Origin of the sequence: Methylovorus mays, from assembly GCF_020531915.1 — a bacterium.
GTDB classification, from domain to species: domain Bacteria; phylum Pseudomonadota; class Gammaproteobacteria; order Burkholderiales; family Methylophilaceae; genus Methylovorus; species Methylovorus mays.
In genome coordinates, this window is sequence record NZ_JAJAVG010000001.1 from 23,854 (window position 1) to 44,579 (window position 20,726).

Sequence of the window (20,726 nt, forward strand, 5' to 3'; positions counted from 1 at the left end):
CTCCACTAATTTCCACTGTTAAAAACGTTAGCTGTTACACAAGTTTCATGCCAGTGAACAAGAGAAAGAGATAAGCCTTTAATACTAAACATGGAAATAATATTCGGCGCGTATGACATGGCTGCATTCTACAACCAAATTGGCTGTATACAACCACCACATTGGTTGTATACAGCCAATTACAACCAATGTGGTGGTTAAGTGCTATGCAAAATCTCACGCGGTGAAAAGCGCAAAAAGCGCCGCAATACCCACCAGGACGCCATCGGGATCATTAGCATCGCCAAGGCAATCGTGAGGAAACTGGTCTGCCAGTTAAAACTGAAAGGTATGTTCAGCACCTGCTGGCTGATATAAAAAGCCAGTCCATTGGCAATCAGGCTGGCAACCAGCGCCGCCATCAAACCGACGGCCAGATACTCGACCCATACACTCTGCCGGATCTGTTTGGTAGAGGCGCCCAGGACGCGTAACAGCGTCGCCTCTTTCACACGCTCCCGCCGGGTCGCCACCAGGGCCGCATACAGCACAATCAAGCCCGCCAATACGCTAAAGCCAAAAATGTATTGCAAGGCATTCGTCATCTTGTTGATGATCGCCTGTACCTGCTCCAGCACCGCCGCGACATCAATTACCGTCAGGTTGGTGAATTGCTGTACCAGGCGATTCAGCATATTTTCCTTGTCACGTGGCACATGCAGGCTGGTCAGGTAATTGGCAGGCATGGCATCCAGCACACCGGGGGGCGTCAGGGCAAAGAAGTTTGCCCGCATGGTATCCCACTCTACCTTGCGCAGGCTGCTGACCGTCAGTTCCAGCGGCTGCCCAGCGACGTCATAGCTCAGATGATCGCCCAGCTTGACATGCAACATATCGGCGATGCCCTGCTCCAGGGAAAGCAAAGGTTGGCCCGCCTGCTCCGGCGTCCACCAGACCCCTGCCAGCAAGCGGTTATCGTCTTGCATGTCGGCAGCCCAGGATAAATTGAACTCGCGCTCGGCCAGCCGCTTGGCGCGCTCATCTTTATAGCTGGCCATATCCAGCGGCTTGCCGTTAATCGCGGTGAGGCGGGCTCTTACCATGGGGTGCAGCTCGGGTACTGGCAGGCCCTCCTGTTTGAAAAACGCCTTGATCGCATCCAGTTGGTTCGCCTGGATGTTGATGACAAAGCGGTTAGGGGCATCCGGCGGCAAGGAAGATTGCCAGTTGTGCAGCAAATCACCGCGTATGAGCGCGAGCAACATGAGCGCCGCCATGCCAAGACTGAAGCCGAGCACCTGGGCCATGAATAGCCGTGGCCGACGTCGTATGGCAGCAAGCCCCAGTTGCACGGCACCTGATTGCTGTTGCGGCAATGCCAGCAGCAAGCGCCGCAATAAGCGGGTTAAAGCAAGCACAGCAATGACCAGGGCCGAAAAACCACCAATCGCGGCCAGGGCCAATTTGATATCCCCGGCATGCCAGGCGATCAGGCCAAAAGCCAGTAATACGCTGGGGGTGTATTGCCAGATTGCAGACCATGAAGGCAAGGCAATATCCTGCCGCAAGATATGCAAGGCCGGTACATTGCGCAAACGCAGCAGGCTGGGCCACATCACCGCCAGCAAAGTCGCAAAGCCGACGATAAATCCGGCGAGTGCGGGCTGCCAGCTTGGGGCTGGCAAGGTTTCGACAAACAGTTTGCCTGCCAGCCACCCCAGCCCCAGCTGGCCAACAAACCCGAGCAGGCTGCCCAGCGCACTGCCGATCACTGCCAGCATCAAGGTCTGTAATAACAGTATGCGTGAGATCAGCTTGCCGGATGCGCCAAAGCAACGCATCAGCGCATAGCTATCCTGACTGCTCTGCACATAGGGCATGGCCGCGAGAAACATCGCGACCATTGCCAATACCACGCTCACCATGGCCGCCAACCCGAGAAATTGCTGGGTTTTCTCCAGGGCATTGCGGATTTCCGGCCGGGCTGTCGCCAGATCCTGCAAACGTTCGCCGCGTTCCAGCAACGGTTGCGCCCAGTCAGTATAGGTTTTCATGGCAGCAGCATCGGCTGCCAGCAGCAGCTGGTATTTCACCCGGCTGCCAAACTGAATCAGACCTGTGGCCTGCACGTCCGCCGCGTTCATCATCACCCTGGGGGCAAAGCTGAACATATCGCCGCCACGCGATGCCTCGCTATAAAGAATAGCGCTTACCTTGAAATGGCTGTTGCCGAGCTCAAGGCTATCCCCTTCCCGCACTTGCAGGCTATTCGCCAAGCGGGGTTCTATCCACACCGTACCGGGGGCGGGAATCCCTTGTGCCTCATGCGCAGCGCCACCGTTCAGCTGAATCATCAGCGAACCACGCAAAGGAAAGCCCTCCCCCAGCGCCTTGATTTCACTCAGCTGGCTGCGCTCGCCGCTCAGAACCATGCTGGGAAATTCCAGCGTATGACTTGTCTGGATATTCGCTTGCCTGGCCTCTTGGGCAAAACGAGATGGAATGGGATGATCCGCCACGATGACAGCATCTGCACCCAGCAGCATAGCGCCTTGGCGTGCCAGCGTGGATTGAATGCGGTCGGTAAAAAAGCCGACGGAGGTCGTTGCCGCCACCGCCATCACAAGGGCGAGCAACAGCACCCTTATTTCGCCTGCGGCCCACTGGCTGCGTAGCTGACGCCAGGCCAGGTTGAATGCCAGACTCATGCCACACCTTCCAGCTCAACGATACGACCCTGCTGCAGGCTCAAGACGCGGCCACAGCGATTCGCCAGCGTGAGATCATGCGTCACCAGTACCAGCGTGGTGCCGGACTCCGCATTGAGTGCAAACAAGAGCTCAATGATGTTTTCGCCAGTGGCAGCATCCAGATTGCCTGTGGGCTCATCGGCAAACAGGATGGCAGGCCGCGGCGCAAATGCCCGTGCGATGGCGACCCGCTGTTGCTCACCACCCGAAAGATGACGTGGGTAATGCGAGAGGCGATGTGCCAGTCCGACACGCTCCAGCGCGGCCATGGCCTGCGATTTGGCATCGTCACGACCCGCCAGTTGCAAGGGCAGCATGACATTTTCCAGCGCCGTCAGCTTAGGCAAGAGTTGAAACGACTGAAACACAAAGCCCATGCAGCGTGCACGCAGGGCCGCGCGTCCATCTTCATCCAGCGGTGCGATATCCTGCCCCTGAATCAGCACTTTCCCCTGCGTGGGGTTGTCCAACCCGGCGAGCAAGCCCAGCAAGGTGGACTTGCCAGAACCGGAACTACCGACAATGGCAATCCGCTCCCCTGCTGCAATCGCCAGATCCAATCTACTCAGGATGACCAGCGGGTTACCATTACTGTTAACATGTTTATCGAGTTTTACTGCTTCAACTGCCAAAGGTTTCTGCATGATTTTCCGTTTACTGATCATTACGTTTTTTTCGTGTTGCACCGCGCTCACCGCCATGGCGGCCGCACCATCCAGCAATACTGCACCCGTCATTCTGGTGTTCGGTGACAGCCTGTCGGCTGGCTATGGTATTCCGCGTGAATCGGGCTGGGTCAATCTGCTGCAGCAGCGCCTGCAACAACGCGGACTGCCGCATCGTGTCGTCAACGCCAGCATCAGCGGCGAAACCACCAGCGGCGGCCTGAGCCGCATCGCCGAGGCCGTGCGCTCGCATCAGCCCTCGCTGGTGCTGGTGGAGCTGGGGGCGAATGACGGCCTGCGTGGCCTTCCCGTTGAGCAGATGCAGCAAAACCTCAACAAGATCATCGCCACCAATGAGGCTGCCAAGGCCAAGACCATCCTGGTCGGCATGATGATCCCCCCCAACTATGGCCCTCGTTATACGCAATCGTTCAATGGCAGCTTCCGCGAGTTGGCAGAAGCGCACAAATTGCCGCTGGTGCCATTTCTGCTGGAAGGCGTGGCAGGCAATGCCAGCCTGAATCAGGACGATGGGCTGCACCCCCGTGCCGAAGCCCAGGAACGATTGCTGGACAACGTATGGAAGGTGCTGGCACCTGCACTGAAAATCGCGCCTTAATTGACGTCTTTCAAGGGGCTGCCACTCCAGCATATCAGCAGCCCATCTTCATGCGACTCCGCCTGCAAATGGCTCGCCATGCCGATACCCGGCACCCAGATCAGTTCATCATCAGCAAATACCAGTGGTAACTGCTCGCGCTGCCAGGGCGGCATGTCAGCTTCCTGCAGCCAATGCTTGAGAGAGCGGCCTGGCCGATTGGCATAGGGCCTGAAATGCTCACCGCCTTGCCGGTGGCGAATTCGGAGGGCTTTCCCGGACAGGCGGTTCAACGACAATCCGGCACCCCGCTGCTGTTCTAACTTAAGCTGGCTACCGTCAGGCAAGGCGACGACAGGCTGTTGATCCCAGATGATATCCAGGTCAGCGGACTTGAGCTTGGCTACCACATAGGCATATCCGCGATAACGCCGCAGCCACAAGCCTTGCTCGCCATCCAGCAGCAAAGCAAGCCTGGCATCATCTGCAGCGGTTAGCAGTTGCCGCAGCATTTCCTGCAGATGCTCGCGGTGCGGCAGATAACGCAAGCGGGACGATAACCACCAGCGGAGAAGATTGCGCGCACGCACCTCGCCCAGCGCCTGCAAGCTGGCAACGTTTAGTGCATCCCCACGCAGGGCATCTGCGGCATCCAGCTCTGCCAGCGCCATCTGCAGGCTCTCGGCTTCAGCCGCATGCAGCGCACTACGCGCGAGCGCCTTGCCTGCGCCAGGGAATCGCTGTTCCAGCAGCGGCAACACTTGCTGACGACAAAAATTGCGGTCGTAATGGGTGTCGTGATTGCTTTCATCTTCCACCCATACCAGCTGATGCTGCGCGGCATATTCAGCCAGCTGCGCGCGTGAAATATCCAGCAAAGGGCGCAGCAGCCGTTGCTGGGCATCGTGACTCGCCATGGCAGCAAGACCGCGCATACCCGCCCCGCGCAACAGCTGCAGCATGACGGTTTCCGCCTGGTCATCCTGATGATGGGCGAGCACCAGATAATCGGCGTGTGCCGCCCGCAGGGCCTCATAGCGCAGATGCCGTGCAGCGGCTTCCAGCCCCTGCCCGCTATCGCGCGGCACATTCACATGCACGACCTGCAAGGGGATAGCATGGCTGGCACACAGGCGCTGGCAATGCTCCGCCCACTGATCGGCATGCGGACTCAAGCCATGATGCACATGCATGGCAGAGAGCCGGATGCCCGGGTTATTGGGCAGCGTCGCAAGCAGGTGCAGCAAAACGCAGGAATCCAGCCCACCGCTCAGCGCGACGAGCAAATGGCCTTCAATATGGTGTTGGGTAATGAATTGCTGCAGGTGATGCTGCAAGCGGGAGGAAACAAGCGCCCCGGCAGAACCCGGGGCGGCAGAATGTGACATCGACGGGGGCGGCGATTTGTCTATTTGAGAGTAACTTCCTTGAATTCGCCGTAGCTCATCAGGCGCTCATAACGAATCGAAAGCAACTGATCGACTGGCACAGCCTGCAGGCGCAGCAGCTCTTCGGCTATGGCACGACGCAGATTCTGCATCATGACTTCCGGGTTGCGGTGTGCGCCGCCCATGGGTTCACTGACAATACGATCCACCAGACCGGCTGTCTTGAGGCGGGTAGCGGTAATGCCCAGTGTTTCAGCAGCCACCGATGCCTTGTCGGCGCTTTTCCACAGAATGGAAGCGCAACCCTCCGGCGAAATAACGGAGTAAGTGGAATATTGCAGCATCATGAGGTGATCGACCACGCCCAGTGCCAGCGCACCGCCAGAGCCACCCTCACCGATAATGACGCCGATGATCGGGGTCTTCAATTCGGCCATGACGAACAGGTTGCGGGCGATCGCTTCGGACTGACCGCGCTCTTCTGCACCAATGCCAGGATAAGCGCCCGGGGTATCAATCAGGGTAATAATCGGCAGGCCAAATTTCTCAGCCAGGCGATAAAGACGTAGCGCCTTGCGATAGCCTTCAGGCCGCGGCATGCCAAAGTTGCGGTATTGCCGCTCTTTCACGTCCCGGCCTTTTTGATGGCCGATCACGACTACCGGCTGGCCTTCAAAACGGGCCAGGCCGCCAACAATCGCAGGGTCATCGGCAAACGCGCGATCACCATGCAATTCTTCAAAATCGGTAAACATACCCTGAATGTAATCCAGGGTGTAAGGACGCTGCGGATGGCGTGCCACTTGGGAAATCTGCCAGGCATTGAGCTTGCTGTAGATTTCCTTGGTCAGGGTCTGGTTTTTTTGCTGCAAGCGGTCAATTTCTTCCGAAATATCCAGCGCAGAGTCATCCTGAACGTAACGCAGCTCTTCGATCTTGCCTTCCAGCTCGGCGATCGGCTGCTCAAATTCCAGGAAACTCGTTTTCATATCTTTGGCCATGCAAACTCTACCGTTTTCTAAACTGGTTTAATTATAAAGGATTTTAACATTATCTTCGCTTAACCAGCCCTTAAGATTGCTTAACAGCTCGTCATGCAACTCCACCCGCCACTGCTCGCCCAGCATGAGCTCCACGCGGGCGCTGCCGTTGTGATATTCGATTTTCACGGCACAATGGCGGCGATCTTCTTCGCCACCCTGGCGGCAGTAAGGGGCGAGAATCTCGCGCAGGCGGCCAGCATCGGCCTGACCGTTGCACGATATCTTGAGCAAACTGGCATTGGCACTGCGGGCCGCCGCCAGATCGTAGACCTTGCGTGCATTGACGCGCAAGCCTCCTGAGAAGTCATCATTACTGACGCGCCCCTCCACAATCACCAGCGCATCTTCTTTCAACAGGTGCTGACTCTGGTTCAGTAGTTCATTACCGACCACGATCTCAATGCGGGATGTCGCATCATCCAGCGTCACAATCGCCATCTTGCCGCGTTGCGTCATGCGGATGCGTATACCCATGACCACGCCCGCCATCAGTTGTGGCTGATCCTGCGGCTTGAGGTTGCCCAGCGTGGTGCGGACAAAGGTCGCCAGCTCACGCTTGTAGCCTTCATACGGGTGACCGCTGAAGTAGAAGCCGAGGGCGGATTTTTCCTGCTGCAGTTTTTCCTGCTCGCTCCATGCATTCACCTTGGGCAGGGTGTGCGCCACGCTGTCCGACATTTCGCCAAACAGACTATCCTGCCCGCTGGCCGCACCGCTCTGCTCTGCCGCGCTGATGGCAAGGCTGACGCCAGCCAGCAAGGCCGCGCGATTGGGTTCCAGCTTGTCGAATGCGCCAGCGCGGATCAGCGACTCGATCACACGGCGATTGACCTTGCGCAGATCCAGACGGCGGCAGAAATCGAACAGATCCTTGAATGGCCCCTCGGCTTCGCGTGCGGCGAGGATCACCTCAATCGCTGCCCAGCCGGTGCCTTTAACGGCACCCAGACCATACAGCACCTGCTTGTCGCTGATCGGCTTGAAACGGAATTCACTCTGGTTGATATCCGGCGCCAACACTTCCACGCCATTCGCCGCGCAATCATCGTAAAAGATGTGCACGCTGTCGGTGTTGTTCATGTCCGCCGACATGGTGGCCGCGAGGAAGGCGGCCGGGTAATGTGCCTTGAGGTAAGCCGTGTGGTACGCCACCAGGGCGTAAGCTGCCGCGTGCGACTTGTTGAAGCCGTAGCTGGCAAACTTTTCCATCAGATCAAACAGCTCGGCCGCCTGCTTTTCCGGCGTGCCGTTCTTCACTGCACCTTCAACAAAAACGGCACGCTGCGCGTCCATTTCCTCTTTTTTCTTTTTACCCATGGCGCGGCGTAGCAAGTCGGCGCCGCCGAGGCTGTACCCCGCCACCACCTGGGCAATCTGCATCACCTGCTCCTGATACACCATGATGCCGTAGGTTTCTTTCAGGATGGGCTCGGTGGCCGGGTGCGGATACTCCACACGCTGCTGGCCGTGCTTGCGGCGGCAGAAATCGGGGATCAGGTCCATCGGGCCCGGACGATACAGCGCCACTAGGGCGATAATGTCCTCAAAGCAGTCCGGCTTGGCCTGCTTCAGCATGTCCTTCATGCCGCGCGATTCCAGCTGGAACACCGCCGTGGTATTGGCAGACTTCAACAGCTGGTAGGTCGGCTTGTCGTTGATCGGCAAGGTCTCAAAATCGAGCGGAGGCAGCTCCTTAAGCGCGCGCTGGGCATTGGCATTCTCCAGCGCCATCGCCAGAATGGTCAGCGTGCGCAAGCCCAGAAAGTCGAACTTCACCAGGCCAACGGCTTCCACGTCATCCTTGTCGTACTGGCTGACCAGGCTTTCGCCATTTTGCTGGCAATAGATAGGCGAAAAATCCGAAATCTTGCCGGGCGAGATCAGCACCCCGCCAGCGTGCATGCCAATATTGCGGGTCAAGCCTTCCAGCCTGAGCGCCAGCTCCAGCAGCTCGTTGACCTCTTCTTCTTGCTCGCGCCGCTCCTTGAGTTGCGGCTCTTTTTCCAGCGCATCGGACAAGGTAATGCCCAGCTCATTGGGAATCAGCTTGGCAATGCCATCCACAAAGTTGAACGGCAGATCCAGCACGCGCCCTACATCACGGATCACGGCCTTGGCGGCCATCGTCCCGAAGGTGGCGATTTGCGATACCGATGCCAGACCGTATTTATGCTTCACGTAATCAATGACGCGATCGCGGCCTTCCTGGCAGAAGTCGATATCGAAGTCGGGCATGGAAACCCGCTCAGGATTCAGGAAGCGCTCAAACAGCAAGGCGTATTGCAGTGGATCCAGATCGGTAATACCCAGGCTGTAGGCCACCACCGAGCCCGCACCGGAACCCCGGCCTGGCCCCACTGGCACGCCATTGTTCTTGGCCCAGTTGATGAAGTCGGCCACGATAAGGAAATAGCCAGGGAACCCCATCTGGATGATGATATTGGTCTCGAACTCCAGGCGGGTGAGGTAGACAGGCCGCTTGGCATCGCGCACGGCTTCATCCGGATACAGCACCTGCAGGCGCTTCTCCAGCCCCAGCTTGGCCTGCACGACCAGATAGTCGTCCAGGCTCTCGCCATTCGGTGTCGGGAATTGCGGCAGATAGTTTTTCCCCAGCGTCAATGTCAGATTGCAGCGCTTGGCGATTTCCACACTATTGGCCAGCGCCTGCGGCACATCGGCAAACAGCGCCGCCATCTCCGTCTGGGTCTTGAAAAACTGTTCGGGTGTGAAATGCTTGGGGCGACGGTTATCGGCCAGCACATAACCTTCGGCAATACAGACGCGGGCCTCGTGTGCCTTGAAGTCATCCGCCTCCATGAATTGCACGGGGTGCGTCGCCACCACCGGCAGATCCAGCTCACCAGCCAGCGCCAGCCCGCGGCTGATGTAAAACTCCTGCTGGGCATGGCCTGCGCGTTGCAGCTCGATATAAAAACGGTTGGGGAATAGCGCTGCCCATTGCTGGGCCAGAACCAGCGCCGCCTGCTGGTTACCCTGCAATATCGCCTGACCAACATCGCCCGCCATGGCGCCAGACAGCATGATCAGGCCTTCGCCGCCTGCTTCCACCAGCCACTGACGCTTGATTTCGGCGCGACCGCGATGCTGGTTTTCCAGATAGGCGCGGCTGAGCAATTCACATAACTTGAGATAACCTGCGTGCGTCTGGCACAGCAGCAGCAATCGATAAGGCTGATCGCGGTTGGTTTCATTTTCCAGCCACAGATCGCAGCCCAGCACGGGCTTCAGGCCTTTGCCACGAGCAGATTTGTAAAACTTGACGGCACCAAAAAGATTGCTGAGATCGGTCAGCGCCAGCGCTGGCATGCGGTCAGCGGCGGCGGCCTTGACGTAGTCGCCAATGCGCACCGTGCCATCCACCACAGAGTATTCACTGTGGCAACGCAGGTGTATGAAAGTGGGTTGTGACATGGGGTTAATTTTACCCGATTCGGGGCGCTTTTTCCGCCCTGGGCATGCACAAAAAGCGCGAGATCCGACTTGACTTTGAGCCGCTTTGCGGGGGCGCTGGAGGCCAGCTTATCGCAAAGCAGCGCCGAGGGCAGCCTGCGGACGCATGCGCGGGTGCCCTCGGGCACCGTTCCGTTACTGAGCGTCCAGCAGGACTTTCACTTGCGCGAGCAACTCGTCATCCTGCACGGGTTTGCCAAGATAGGCATTCACGCCTAATTCGCGCGCAAGGCTACGGTGCTTCTCTGCAGTGCGCGAGCTGATGATCAACAGCGGAATATTGGCTGTGCGGCTATCACCACGGATATTGCGCACCAGTTCAAAGCCATCCATGCGCGGCATTTCAATGTCACTCAGGATCAGGTCGGGCAGGCTATCCTGCAGCAGCTGCAACGCATCCATGCCGTCCTTGGCGACCACCACGCGATAGCCTTCGCGTTCCAGCAGGCGGCTCAGCACCTTGCGCATGGTGAGCGAGTCATCCACCACCATGATCTCGGGGGCACGTGGCGGCACGGCATCCACATTCACCACCTGCACGCTGCCGACGGCCAGCGCTTCGCGGTTGGCAAGCTGCACCGGGTTGATGATGAGCACGATATTGCCATCGCCCATCACACTGGCTCCGGCCATGCCCGGCACCCGCGCCAGTTGCGGACCAATCGGCTTCATCACCACTTCGGCATTGCCGAGCACTTCGTCCACATGCAGCGCAATGTGGTAACTGCCGCTGCGCAGCAAAATTACCGGCGTATAGCGCTGGTCTTGCGGCTGTGTCGCGTTGTCGCCAATCAGCTGCGCGAGGTAATAGAGACCGTAGGACTGCTCAGCCCAGGTGAGCTGCCCCTCGGCCCTGGCTTGGGTCAGCGCATCGGGCTTCAGTTTCTGCACTTGCTCCACCATCACCGCAGGCAAGGCAAACACATGCTCGCCAGCACGCACCATCACCACCTGCGCCACTGATAGTGTTACCGGCAGGTAAATACTGAATGTGGCCCCCTGTCCAGCCTGATTGGCGATATCAATACGCCCGCCCAGACCGGTAATATCACTGCGCACGGAATCCAGCCCCACGCCTCGGCCGGCAATCTGCGTGACGTTATCGGCGGTGGAGAATCCAGGCTCAAAAATCACCGCCAGCAAGGCCGCATCGCTAAGCTTTTGATCCGCCACCAGCAAACCGCGCTCTATGGCTTTTTTCCGTACTTGCGCCAGCGGAATGCCCGCGCCGTCGTCGGTCACGGTGAGGGTGATTTCATCGTTTTCACTCTTGACGTGCAAGCGTATGGTGCCCGCCTCGGGCTTGCCGGTCGCCCTGCGCTCTGCCACGGACTCCAGGCCATGCGCAATCGCGTTGCGCAACAGGTGCTCCAGAGGCGCCCCTATCTTGTCCAGCACGGTGCGGTCAATCTGTACCGTTTCACCCTCAATCAGCAATTCGGCGGGCTTGCCCAGCGTACGGGCTGTCTGCCGCACAATGCGTTGCAGCCGCTCGCTGATCATGGAAAACGGCACCATGCGCACATCCATGAGGCCATATTGCAGCTCGCGGTTCATGCGCGCCTGCTGCTGCAGCGCAGATTCGGTCTCGCCCAGATTGCCAAGCAGACCGTGCTGTATGGTGGAAACGTCGTTCACGCTTTCCGCCATCATGCGGGTCAGTTCCTGCAGACGGGTAAAGCGGTCAAATTCCAGCGGATCAAAGGTTTCGCTGGTTTCCTGCAAATGCGCCATGCGCGACTGCATCTGGCTCTCGGCCTCGATTTCCATTTCACGCAACTGGTTGCGCAACCGCGCCACACTCTCGGTCAGATCCTGCGAATACTGCTTGAATGCCAGCATCTCGCGCTCCATGCGCGAACGGGCAATACTGATTTCCCCGGCTTCGTTGATCAGCCGGTCCAGCACATCCCCACGCAAGCGCAGGTATTGCGCCTGTCGCTCGGCAGGCATGCCGGGGGCCACTGGAGGCGCATCGGCCGCCACCGGACCTTGCTCGGCAGCTTCCAGCAGACTGCCGATCTGGTCAAGATCATTGAACAAATGCTCAAAATCCAGCGCCTGCCCATCCTGCTTGCGGGCACGCACGATGGTGTCTTCCATATCGTGCACCACATCGGCCAGGGCCATCTGGCCTGCCATGCGTGCACTGCCCTTCAAGGTATGCAGCGCGCGCTGCAGCTCTTCGGGATGCTCATTGACCTCAGGCGCGTGCCGCCAGGCGCGCAATTCGGAACCGATGCGCGGCACCAGCTCATGCGCTTCGATCATGAAGATGCCATGTAACTCGCTTTCAATAGACAGCTCTGGCTCTGGCTCTGGCTCTGGCTCTGGCTCTGGCTCTGGCTCTGGCTCTGGCTCTGGCTCTGGCTCTGGCTCTGGCTCTGGCTCTGGCTCTGGCTCTGGCTCTGGCTCTGGCTCTGGCTCTGGCTCTGGCTCTGGCTCTGGCTCTGGCTCTGGCTCTGGCTCTGGCTCTGGCCCGAAATCAATATCCTTGAAGAGTTCGATCACTTTAGCCGCTGCACTCATCGCTACATCGGACGGGCCAGAGTCCGACTGATCTTCAGTCGCGCTTTGCTCTGGTTCCTCTTCAGCCTCTGCTTCTTCTTCAGCAATCTCTGTGGCATCAAACTCCGCGGCAACCGCCGCCACATCGGATACTGATGCTTCTGTCTCAATGTCATCACCGACGGTTTGCGCCTCGGTTTCGACATCCTCCACGACCTCGGCTTGCATAACTTCTGCCAGGTCCGCATCGGCTGCGGCTGGTGCATTGGCCGCTTCAACAGCCTCGCGCAGGGCGGCGAGCAGGCCCATGTTCTGGCGTGGCTGACGGAACTGACCTGCCTTGCGCAGCATATCGGCCAGCACCGAAACAACGTTGTCGGCCAGCTTGCGCTGTTGCGGCGTCCATTCGGCGCCCTGTACATCCAGCCAATGCTCCAGGGCACGGGCGAGATCCGCAATGGCCTTGAAGCCGGCGGTGCCTGCATTGCTGGCCAGCGTATGGGCGGCACGGCGGCTGGCCTCGGGTGGAGCTTCGTCCTTTTCGCCCAGCCCATCGACCCAAGCCTGCAGCATGGCGAGGTGCTGGTTGGCTTCGCCCATGAAAATATCGAACAGCGCACGGCTGAGCTTGCGAGTGCCGCCGATGATGACCTCGGCTGCGCTGCTGAGGCCGGGCTGGCTGGCGCATTCATCTTCGAGTTCGGCCGCCTGGGCAAGCCAGGGGGCCGGGTCTATGGTGACTTCGGCGCTCTGACGCAGGGTATCCGCCCACCCGGCAAAGGCGCTGGCGGCGGATTCGGCAAACGCCAGCTGATTGGGGCTAGGCACCACGCGGCTATCTATCACGCGATTCAGCAGTTTTTCCACCGCCCAGCCGACTTCGCCCAGATTGACGAGGCCAATGGTGCGGCCACTGCCTTTCAGCGTATGAAAGCCGCGCCGCAGATCCACCATGGCGCGACGGTCGGTAGCATTGACGCGCAAGGCTTGCTGCTGTTGTGCAATACTGGCGAGCACTTCTTCGGATTCGGTCAGGAATACATCCAGCAGCTCGGCATCGTGGGCACGATCCGGCATCAGCGCAGGCTCGGGTTCAGGCGTTTCTTCTTCCACTACGGCACTGGCGGCAGCCTCGTTAGCGGCAGCAAAACTTTCCTGCAACGTAGGCACATGGTCTTCCACCAGCGCATGCATGTCCTCTTCCGCGTCGTCAGCCAGCGCATCGGGCGACATCTGGGCCTGCAGCATTTCCAGTGCTACGCGCATGGCGGTCTCGGCCTCGGGGCGCAAGCGCGGGAAGCCGCTGACATAAAAATCCATGGCGCTCAGCGCTTCGGCCAGCGCCTCGAAAATCCCGGTAGAAGGCGCAACCGCATCATGCTGCAAGCTTTCGAGGGTAGCCTCGGTGAAGCGCGACAAGGTGGCGGGCAGCGTGAGATCCAGCAAATCAAACGCACCGGTAACCTGCGTCAACAGTGGCTGACATTGCAGTACGGCATCACGTTGATCCGGTTTGCGGAAATAGCCATCCAGCAAGGGCTCAATGGTTTCCAGCACCTGGTGGATATGCTTGCCCATGGTCGCCAGCAAGTCCGCCGAGAGCGGCGTTCCGCTGAGATCGGCACCTGGTGTGGGCTGACGCCCCTCGGCCAGCTCCTGCAGGCGGGCAGCCTGCTGATGCTGACGCTGGATCAGCGCATCGCTCAAGTCCACATAATGATGGAACGTCTCTTCGAGCAGCGCCAGGGTGGAGGCGACCTCCAGCATGGCAGAATTGCTGACGACATCCGCGCCTGCCAGCACGCGCATATTCATGCGCTGCAAGGCTTGCAGCAAGGCATTCAGGCTGTCGTAGCGAAACGTCTGCTTGACCAGGCTGTCGCGCAGCTGGATGCTGAATTGCTCCAGCAGCGCCTTGAATTTGTATTCCTCATAAGCGGCCCAGGCGTCCTGCAAGGCGCGCAACAAGGCGAGCATGCGCTTGGCGAGCTCGCGGTCTTCGCTCTCGACTTTGACATCCTGCGGCGTGCGTGGCGGCTCTGGCAGATAGGCCTGCAGCTCAAATGCCGCCTGCACCTGCTGCAGGGCATCGGTCTCGGCCGGGCTGATGGCGATGAAATACAAGAGGTCACGCAAGAGATTGCCACTGGCGCGGGTAGCACCGTCATACAGACTGCGCAGTTGCTGGTCGATGCGGCGGCAAAGCTTCTTGATACTGGCATTCGCCACATGCTCCGGCTGCTGCAGGATATCGACAAACACGCTGGCGACCCACCACAGGGTTTTCTGGCCGCCCTGCTTTTGAACCTGCTGCACTTGCTGCAGCGCGCCACGCAGGATGTCCTGACCTTCGGCACCTTGCGATTTCAGCCAGGTCAGCAGGCCTTTCTGGAATGCAGAGCGCTGCTCGGCCAGAAAACCAGCCAGCACCTCATCAGGCAACGCTTGCGTGGGTAAATCACGCGGAGCACGTACATCGGTATCGGGGAAAAACAGTTCGCTTTCTTCGGCTTCTTCACCGTGCAGGGCTTGCAGTGCGGCAAAGGCGGGAAATAATAACAAGGGGCGATCCGACGCTCCATCCACCAGCGCCTGCAGATAACGACTCAGGGCCTGGACGGCGTTAATCATGGCCTCCAGTGCGGCGGGGCGCATGGCAATCTCGCCCTTTTGCAGGGCCGCGGCCACATGCTCGATCTCGGCACAGAAGCGTTTGCACCCCTCCAGCCCGACCATGTCGAGCGCACCGCTCACCTGGTAGAGATGGGTTTGGGAGAACTTCAGGCTGGCGGCATCTTCCGGGCTTTGCTGCAAGGTGGCCAGATTCTCCAGCACGCTTTTCAGCGCCTGGTCTATCTCACCCTTGACCCAGTTAAGAGGCCCTATGTCGAAATCGTCAACCACGGCTAGCTCCTGTGCGGCTCGACCATCAGGACAACTTGAAGCCGGCCACCGAGGCACGGAGTTCTTCGGCCAGCGTGGCAAGCTGTTCTACCGATTGCGCGGTCAGCTTGGTGCCCTCCGTGGTTTGCGAGGTGATGTTCTGGATCTTCTGCATGTTGCGGCTCACGGTAGACGCTACTTCGGTCTGCGCCACGGTCGCTTCGGAAATCGCCTGGATCAGGCGTGCCAGGTTGGTACTCACCGTTTCAATTTCATTCAGCGCCTGACCGGCAGCATCCGACAGGCGCGCCCCATCGACCACCCCCTCGGTGCTTTTTTCCATCGCCACCACGGCACTATTGGTATCGGTCTGAATGGTTTTCACAATCGCGCTGATCTGCTTGGTTGCTTCCGATGAGCGCTCCGCCAGGCGTTGCACTTCTTCCGCCACCACGGTGAAGCCACGTCCGGCTTCACCCGCCGATGCGGCCTGAATGGCGGCGTTCAGCGCCAGAATGTTGGTCTGCTCGGTAATGTCGGAAATCAGCTCCACGATTTCGCTAATTTCCTGCGAGCTTTCGCCCAGGCGCTTGATGCGCTTGGAGGTTTCCTGAATCTGCGTGCGGATTTCGTTCATGCCGGAGATGGTGTTCTGCACCGCTTTGGCACCCTGGGTCGCCGCTTGCAGCGAACGTTGCGCCACTTGTGATGCCTGGCCAGCGTTGCTGGATACATGCAGGATGGAGCGGGTCATGTTGTTGATGGCGTCACTGGTTTCGCCAATCTGCTTGGACTGTTCCTCGGTCGCTTTCAACAGGTAATCAGAGGTGGTACGGGTTTGCGCCGTCGCCTGGTTCACCTGCTCGGTCGCGCGGTTGATCTCGGCGACCAGGTCACGCAGGCTGTCGATGGTGTAGTTGATGGAATCGGCAATCGCGCCAGTGATGTTTTCCGAGACTTGCGCCTTGACCGTCAGGTCTCCGTCAGCGAGATCACCCATCTCATCCAGCAAGTGCAGAATGGCTTCCTGGTTGCCGAGGTTGGTCTGTTCGATCTCCAGGAACTGCCGGCGTGCTGAGAGCACCTGGCGATAGCCCACCACAATCAGCATCAGCAAGGCCAGCAGTCCGGATAACACGGAGAGAATCAGGAACAGGTTGGCGCGCCCTTGCTGCTTGTATTGATCGACCATGCGGCGGGCAGTGGCGACAATCTCATCACTGGTGTTGACGATACTGATCAGCTGGGCCTTGTTGGCATCCTCTGCCAGCGCACCAGGACTCAGCGTTTTAAGCGCATTGTGCAGTTGCTGCCAGGAGGCCTCCAGCTTGTTAAGGGCGGGAACCACGTCCTGCCCGCGGAAGAGCGTGTCGGCTTCCAGCTTGCGCATCTGCTTGAGGTCGCTCTCCACACTGCCCATGACATTCACCAGCCGCACGCTGGCAGCTTCACGACTATGCGTTGCCAGTACGGCATCACGCGCAGCCTGCTGCACAAACACCTGCACATCTCCCGAGAGTATGGAAAAACGGTTATCGCGCTCCACCTGAGTGATGTTGAACAGCAGATTGAGCAAGGCCACGGCGGCGGCAATCAGAAAGAACACCAGCAAGGTCTTGGGAATACCCGAGGCCGAGCTGTCTCCCTGCCCTGTCAATGCGGACTTCACCCCGGAGCGCAAGCGCGCCAGCAGTGACGGTGTGTTTCCCTTTTTTGCTGCATTCAATGCCATATCACCCCTTTGTATGTTCCGGCCTCAAGCCTGGTAAGGCTCAAGGTAAATTCTGTACGGCATGTCACTTGCGCCACCTGACCCGCGCTTCCACTGAATTGGGCAAGCGACCGGAATATCATCCTGGCCTAGGCAGCCACCTGCATGAATTCGCTGCCCGTCAGCAAGCTCTCCAGCGCCAGCACTTGCCAGACCTGGCCATGCTCATCTTTGTAATGCTCGCCATGGGCATCAGCCTCGCCTGGTTCAGGCGTCTGCAAGGTCATGCTTTCAAGCGTACGCAAACCCACCAGGCGGTCAATCAGCAAGGCGGCATTCACCTGATAACGCTCATGCACCAGCAATATGCGGCTTTGGGCGGTCATTGACGTGAATGGCCCACCCATGAACGCCGCCAGATCCGTTACTCCGTAAAGATTACCGCGCACGTTGGCCATGCCCAGAAACCAACTGCGCGTCAGCGGCACCGGGCTGATGTCCGGCACTGGCAGCACCTCGCTGATATCGCGCAGGTTGATCAGCCAATGTTGTCCGCCGACTTCCACCCCCAGGCGCGAGCTGCTGGTGCTGCCCGCGTTGGCGGTCACCTCTTGCAGGCGGGCCAGAATATCCTGCTGGTATTCGTGCAGGTTAAGTCTGGCCATTTTCCAGGGCCCGTATCTTGTTCAGCAACTCGTCCAGCTGGACTGGCTTGATGGCGCAATCCTTGGCGCCCTGCCGCAAGGCCCACAGGCGATCGGTCGCCTGTTCCTTGCCGGTGCACATGATGACAGGGATATGCGCCGTGAGCGGGTTTTTGGAGAGTGCGCGCGTGGCCTGAAAGCCATTGAGGCCTGGCATCACCACATCCATCAGTACCAGATCGGGCGCTTCGGCCGCGACCTTTTCCAGGCATTCTTCGCCATTTTCGGCAGTCATGACGGTAAAGCCGGCATCCACCAGCAGCTCCGTCAGATAAAAACGATCGGTAAAGGAATCATCCACGACCAGGATTTTTTGAATCGCCATGCCTATTCCTCGTCCGTTTCCACGCGGGCGTGATTGGTCACCGCGTGCAGCAGAGACTCCTGGGTGAAGGGCTTGGTAAGGTATTGGTCTGAGCCCGCCATGCGGCCGCGCGCCCGGTCAAACAGGCCATCCTTGCTGGATAGCATGACCACGGGCGTGGCTTTGTAACGCGGGTTGCGTTTGATCAGGGTACACGTTTGATAGCCATCGAGCCGCGGCATCATGATATCGACAAAGATGAGGTCGGGATGATAGTTGGCAATCTTGGACAAGGCTTCAAAGCCATCTTCGGCCAGGATCACTTCGCAGCCAGACTGCTTGAGAAAAAGCTCGGCACTGCGGCGTATGGTGTTGCTGTCATCGATCACCATGACTTTCACGCCTGCTAAACTGGTTTCCCCCACCTGCATCCCCTTTTATTGTGTAGTGCACTTTTGCCGTGCACGGCGGGAGGCCATGCACTCACATCATTCTATCCAGAATTCACGATGGTGCAAGACTCGTGCTGACGCAGCCGGTCACATTCTGTTGTCATTCCAGTGTCAAACAGGTTAAATATCGCAAGCTTGCAGTCAACATGACCGCGCCGCATCCATCAAGATGAAAGACCTCTCACAGAAGGAGGCTCACGGGAAGGGAACAATGCAGATAAGACAGGAATCACTGACCGCCAGAATGACACTGAAAGAGCTGGCGGCGAATCCCCCGCTACTCACTGCCGACCTGGTGCTGGTATTCGGCTCGGTGCGTCGCTTCAGCGAAAACAAGCTGCAAAATATCCTGCGTGACCGCTACCCCGCCGCCCAGATCGTCGGCTGCACAACGTCCGGCGAGATACATGGTAGCGGCGTATTCGACGATAGCCTGCAGATCACCGCCATCCAGTGGAATAAAACCGAGCAACGTGTCGTACACACCCGCATGAACAACATGCAAAGCTCGTTTGAAGTCGCCACCAATCTCGCCAAGCAACTGCAAACCCCGGAACTGCGCACTGTGCTGCTGTTCTCCGATGGCTTGCATGTCAATGGCTCCGAATTGCTGCAGGGCTTCCAGAGCGTGCTGGGCGATATCCCGATTGTAGGCGGCATGGCAGGCGACAATGCGGCCTTTGAAAATACCCTGCAAATCTGCAATAGCGTCATTTCCGATAACCTGGTGATTGCGGTGGGCCTCTATGGCGACAGCCTGATTACCGCCAGTGGCGCCCTGGGCGGCTGGAAGCCTTACGGCCCGCCACGCAAGATCACCAAATCCGAAAAAAACGTGGTGTACGAAATGGACGGCAAACCTGCCTTGCCGCTCTACCGCATGTACATCGGCGAGCATTACGCCAAGGGCTTGCCCGGCACCGGTCTCAAGTTCCCGTTTGCCATCGTCGAGGAAGGCAAGCGCGAGGTGGAAAAAATCCGCACCCTGCTCGCCATTGATACAGCGCGCAACAGCCTGACCTTTGCCGGCAATGTGGAAGAAGGCGAAATCGTGCGCCTGTGCCAGACCAATCATGACCGCCTGGTGGAAGGCGCGAGCGAAGCCGCCCGGCTCGTCACCGGCAACCTGCAATCGCTTAACAATACGCAGCCGGGGCTGGCCCTCTGCGTGAGCTGTGTGGGGCGCAAAGGCGTGATGAACGAGCAGACGGCGGATGAGATCGCGGCGATCAAAACCATCCTCGGCCCGCAAACCACGCTCACCGGATTTTATTCCTATGGTGAGTTTGCTCCACGCCCCAACACCTCGGACAGCGTGCTGCACAACCAGACCATGACCATAGGCTACCTCAGCGAGAATTTATCGTCCTGATCGTGGTCACTGCTGGTGTATCATCTTTCATCCGCCCTTCACGCAGGGGCGGTACAGTGCAAGAAAGCGTGAACTGAAGGCAGTTTTCTAAAATCCCATACGCATGATCCTGCAACGGCAGGACGCCAGGCTGGAACCCTCAGTCCAAGTGGAACCATTAGCCTCACACGCTTTCTGATTGGCAATCCCGCCCTCAATTTCTAACAAGGACATTATCCATGACCAGCACAGTAACGCTTAAAGGCAACCCGGTAACCATCGCTGGCGACTTCCCAAAAGTCGGCCAGACCGCTCCTGACTTTCAATTGGCCAACGCCAAGCGCGAATTGCAATCCCTGGCTGACTACGCCGGCAAGCGCAAAGTATTGAACATTTTCCCAAGTGTAGACACACCTACTTGCGCCACCTCGGTTCGCACCTTCAACAAGCGCGCCGCTGAAGTGCCCAATACCGCCGTGCTCTGCATCTCCGCTGACCTGCCTTTCGCACAAAGCCGTTTCTGCGGTGCTGAAGGTCTGGAAAATGTGGTGACCCTGTCCACCTTCCGTGACACCGCCAAGTTTTCCAAAGACTACGGCGTGCAAATCGCCGACAGCAGCCTGGCTGGCCTCACCGCCCGTGCCGTGGTCGTGCTGGATGAAAACAACAAGGTTTTGCATAGCGAACTCGTTTCCGAGATCGCCAATGAACCTGATTACGACGCAGCATTGGCTGTCTTGTAATCTGCCGCAAGGCGGCAGTCTGGCTGCCGCCTTTTCATCTGCTGCTAGTCCATCACCAGCATCAGCAACAATCCCATTTCCACCAGCAAGCAAGCTACGAACAACAACACGATGGCCACCCGCGTCGAGTGAAATCGCATGCGACGCCAGAGCTGCCAGACGCCCATCATGGA

General features: G+C 58.6%; 14 protein-coding genes. 3 read left to right on the top strand and 11 right to left on the bottom strand.

Going from position 1 to position 20,726, the window contains the following annotated elements; genetic code table 11:
- Positions 1-197: 197 nt before the first annotated feature.
- Positions 198-2,687, bottom strand: a complete 2,490-nt coding sequence (locus LG203_RS00115; RefSeq protein WP_230343972.1) for an ABC transporter permease — start codon at positions 2,685-2,687, stop codon at positions 198-200.
- Positions 2,684-3,373, bottom strand: coding sequence for an ABC transporter ATP-binding protein (locus LG203_RS00120; protein WP_230343973.1), 690 nt, complete (start codon positions 3,371-3,373; stop codon positions 2,684-2,686). The genes LG203_RS00115 and LG203_RS00120 overlap by 4 nt, the downstream gene beginning before the upstream one ends.
- On the opposite strand from LG203_RS00120, the gene LG203_RS00125 reads away from it, so the two are divergent.
- Positions 3,372-4,013: an arylesterase gene (locus tag LG203_RS00125; RefSeq protein ID WP_230343974.1), complete on the top strand. Its 642-nt coding sequence runs from the start codon at positions 3,372-3,374 to the stop codon at positions 4,011-4,013. The two genes, LG203_RS00120 and LG203_RS00125, sit on opposite strands and share 2 nt — an antisense overlap.
- Here LG203_RS00125 and tilS read toward each other — a convergent pair.
- The 8 genes from tilS to LG203_RS00165 all read right to left on the bottom strand — a co-directional run bounded on the left by tilS (position 4,010) and on the right by LG203_RS00165 (position 18,438).
- A complete protein-coding gene (tilS, locus tag LG203_RS00130; protein ID WP_230343975.1) occupies positions 4,010-5,380 on the bottom strand; it encodes a tRNA lysidine(34) synthetase TilS in 1,371 nt (456 codons plus the stop codon). The genes LG203_RS00125 and tilS overlap by 4 nt on opposite strands.
- 20 nt (positions 5,381-5,400) lie before the next feature.
- A complete protein-coding gene (locus LG203_RS00135) occupies positions 5,401-6,369 on the bottom strand; it encodes an acetyl-CoA carboxylase carboxyltransferase subunit alpha (RefSeq protein ID WP_230343976.1) in 969 nt (322 codons plus the stop codon).
- Between the two features lie 39 nt (positions 6,370-6,408).
- Positions 6,409-9,858: a DNA polymerase III subunit alpha gene (gene dnaE / locus LG203_RS00140; RefSeq protein WP_230343977.1), complete on the bottom strand. Its 3,450-nt coding sequence runs from the start codon at positions 9,856-9,858 to the stop codon at positions 6,409-6,411.
- A 174-nt stretch (positions 9,859-10,032) separates the two neighbouring features.
- Entirely contained in the window at positions 10,033-15,309 is a 5,277-nt protein-coding gene (locus LG203_RS00145; RefSeq protein ID WP_230343978.1) for an Hpt domain-containing protein, read from the bottom strand.
- A 25-nt stretch (positions 15,310-15,334) separates the two neighbouring features.
- Positions 15,335-17,020 carry a methyl-accepting chemotaxis protein gene (locus tag LG203_RS00150; RefSeq protein WP_230343979.1) on the bottom strand — a complete coding sequence of 562 codons (1,686 nt, stop codon included), beginning with the start codon at positions 17,018-17,020 and terminating at the stop codon, positions 15,335-15,337.
- Positions 17,021-17,148: 128 nt separating this feature from the next.
- Complete coding sequence (locus LG203_RS00155) at positions 17,149-17,664, bottom strand: chemotaxis protein CheW (RefSeq protein WP_230343980.1); 516 nt, start codon at positions 17,662-17,664, stop codon at positions 17,149-17,151.
- Complete coding sequence (locus tag LG203_RS00160; protein WP_013442529.1) at positions 17,651-18,028, bottom strand: response regulator; 378 nt, start codon at positions 18,026-18,028, stop codon at positions 17,651-17,653. Before LG203_RS00160 ends, LG203_RS00155 begins: the two co-directional genes overlap by 14 nt.
- A 2-nt stretch (positions 18,029-18,030) precedes the next feature.
- The gene (locus LG203_RS00165) at positions 18,031-18,438 is read right to left on the bottom strand and encodes a response regulator (RefSeq protein ID WP_159355399.1); all 408 of its coding nucleotides are present in this window, start codon (positions 18,436-18,438) and stop codon (positions 18,031-18,033) included.
- A gap of 232 nt (positions 18,439-18,670) precedes the next feature.
- On the opposite strand from LG203_RS00165, the gene LG203_RS00170 reads away from it, so the two are divergent.
- The gene (locus tag LG203_RS00170; protein WP_230343981.1) at positions 18,671-19,831 is read left to right on the top strand and encodes an FIST signal transduction protein; all 1,161 of its coding nucleotides are present in this window, start codon (positions 18,671-18,673) and stop codon (positions 19,829-19,831) included.
- Between the two features lie 218 nt (positions 19,832-20,049).
- A complete protein-coding gene (tpx, locus tag LG203_RS00175) occupies positions 20,050-20,553 on the top strand; it encodes a thiol peroxidase (protein ID WP_230343982.1) in 504 nt (167 codons plus the stop codon).
- Positions 20,554-20,597: 44 nt separating this feature from the next.
- Here the strand turns inward: tpx and LG203_RS14330 are convergent, their stop codons facing one another.
- The gene (locus tag LG203_RS14330) at positions 20,598-20,723 is read right to left on the bottom strand and encodes a hypothetical protein (protein ID WP_268867301.1); all 126 of its coding nucleotides are present in this window, start codon (positions 20,721-20,723) and stop codon (positions 20,598-20,600) included.
- Between the last annotated feature and the right edge of the window lie 3 nt (positions 20,724-20,726).

Bases quoted from the DNA above. Each gene is read 5' to 3' on its own strand.
- LG203_RS00115 (WP_230343972.1), bottom strand. From the start codon at position 2,687: ATGAGTCTGGCATTCAACCTGGCCTGGCGTCAGCTACGCAGCCAGTGG.
- LG203_RS00125 (WP_230343974.1), top strand. From the start codon at position 3,372: ATGATTTTCCGTTTACTGATCATTACGTTTTTTTCGTGTTGCACCGCG.
- LG203_RS00120 (WP_230343973.1), bottom strand. From the start codon at position 3,373: ATGCAGAAACCTTTGGCAGTTGAAGCAGTAAAACTCGATAAACATGTT.
- tilS (WP_230343975.1), bottom strand. From the start codon at position 5,380: ATGTCACATTCTGCCGCCCCGGGTTCTGCCGGGGCGCTTGTTTCCTCC.
- LG203_RS00135 (WP_230343976.1), bottom strand. From the start codon at position 6,369: ATGAAAACGAGTTTCCTGGAATTTGAGCAGCCGATCGCCGAGCTGGAA.
- dnaE (WP_230343977.1), bottom strand. From the start codon at position 9,858: ATGTCACAACCCACTTTCATACACCTGCGTTGCCACAGTGAATACTCT.
- LG203_RS00150 (WP_230343979.1), bottom strand. From the start codon at position 17,020: ATGGCATTGAATGCAGCAAAAAAGGGAAACACACCGTCACTGCTGGCG.
- LG203_RS00155 (WP_230343980.1), bottom strand. From the start codon at position 17,664: ATGGCCAGACTTAACCTGCACGAATACCAGCAGGATATTCTGGCCCGC.
- LG203_RS00160 (WP_013442529.1), bottom strand. From the start codon at position 18,028: ATGGCGATTCAAAAAATCCTGGTCGTGGATGATTCCTTTACCGATCGT.
- LG203_RS00165 (WP_159355399.1), bottom strand. From the start codon at position 18,438: ATGCAGGTGGGGGAAACCAGTTTAGCAGGCGTGAAAGTCATGGTGATC.
- LG203_RS00170 (WP_230343981.1), top strand. From the start codon at position 18,671: ATGCAGATAAGACAGGAATCACTGACCGCCAGAATGACACTGAAAGAG.
- tpx (WP_230343982.1), top strand. From the start codon at position 20,050: ATGACCAGCACAGTAACGCTTAAAGGCAACCCGGTAACCATCGCTGGC.
- LG203_RS14330 (WP_268867301.1), bottom strand. From the start codon at position 20,723: ATGATGGGCGTCTGGCAGCTCTGGCGTCGCATGCGATTTCACTCGACG.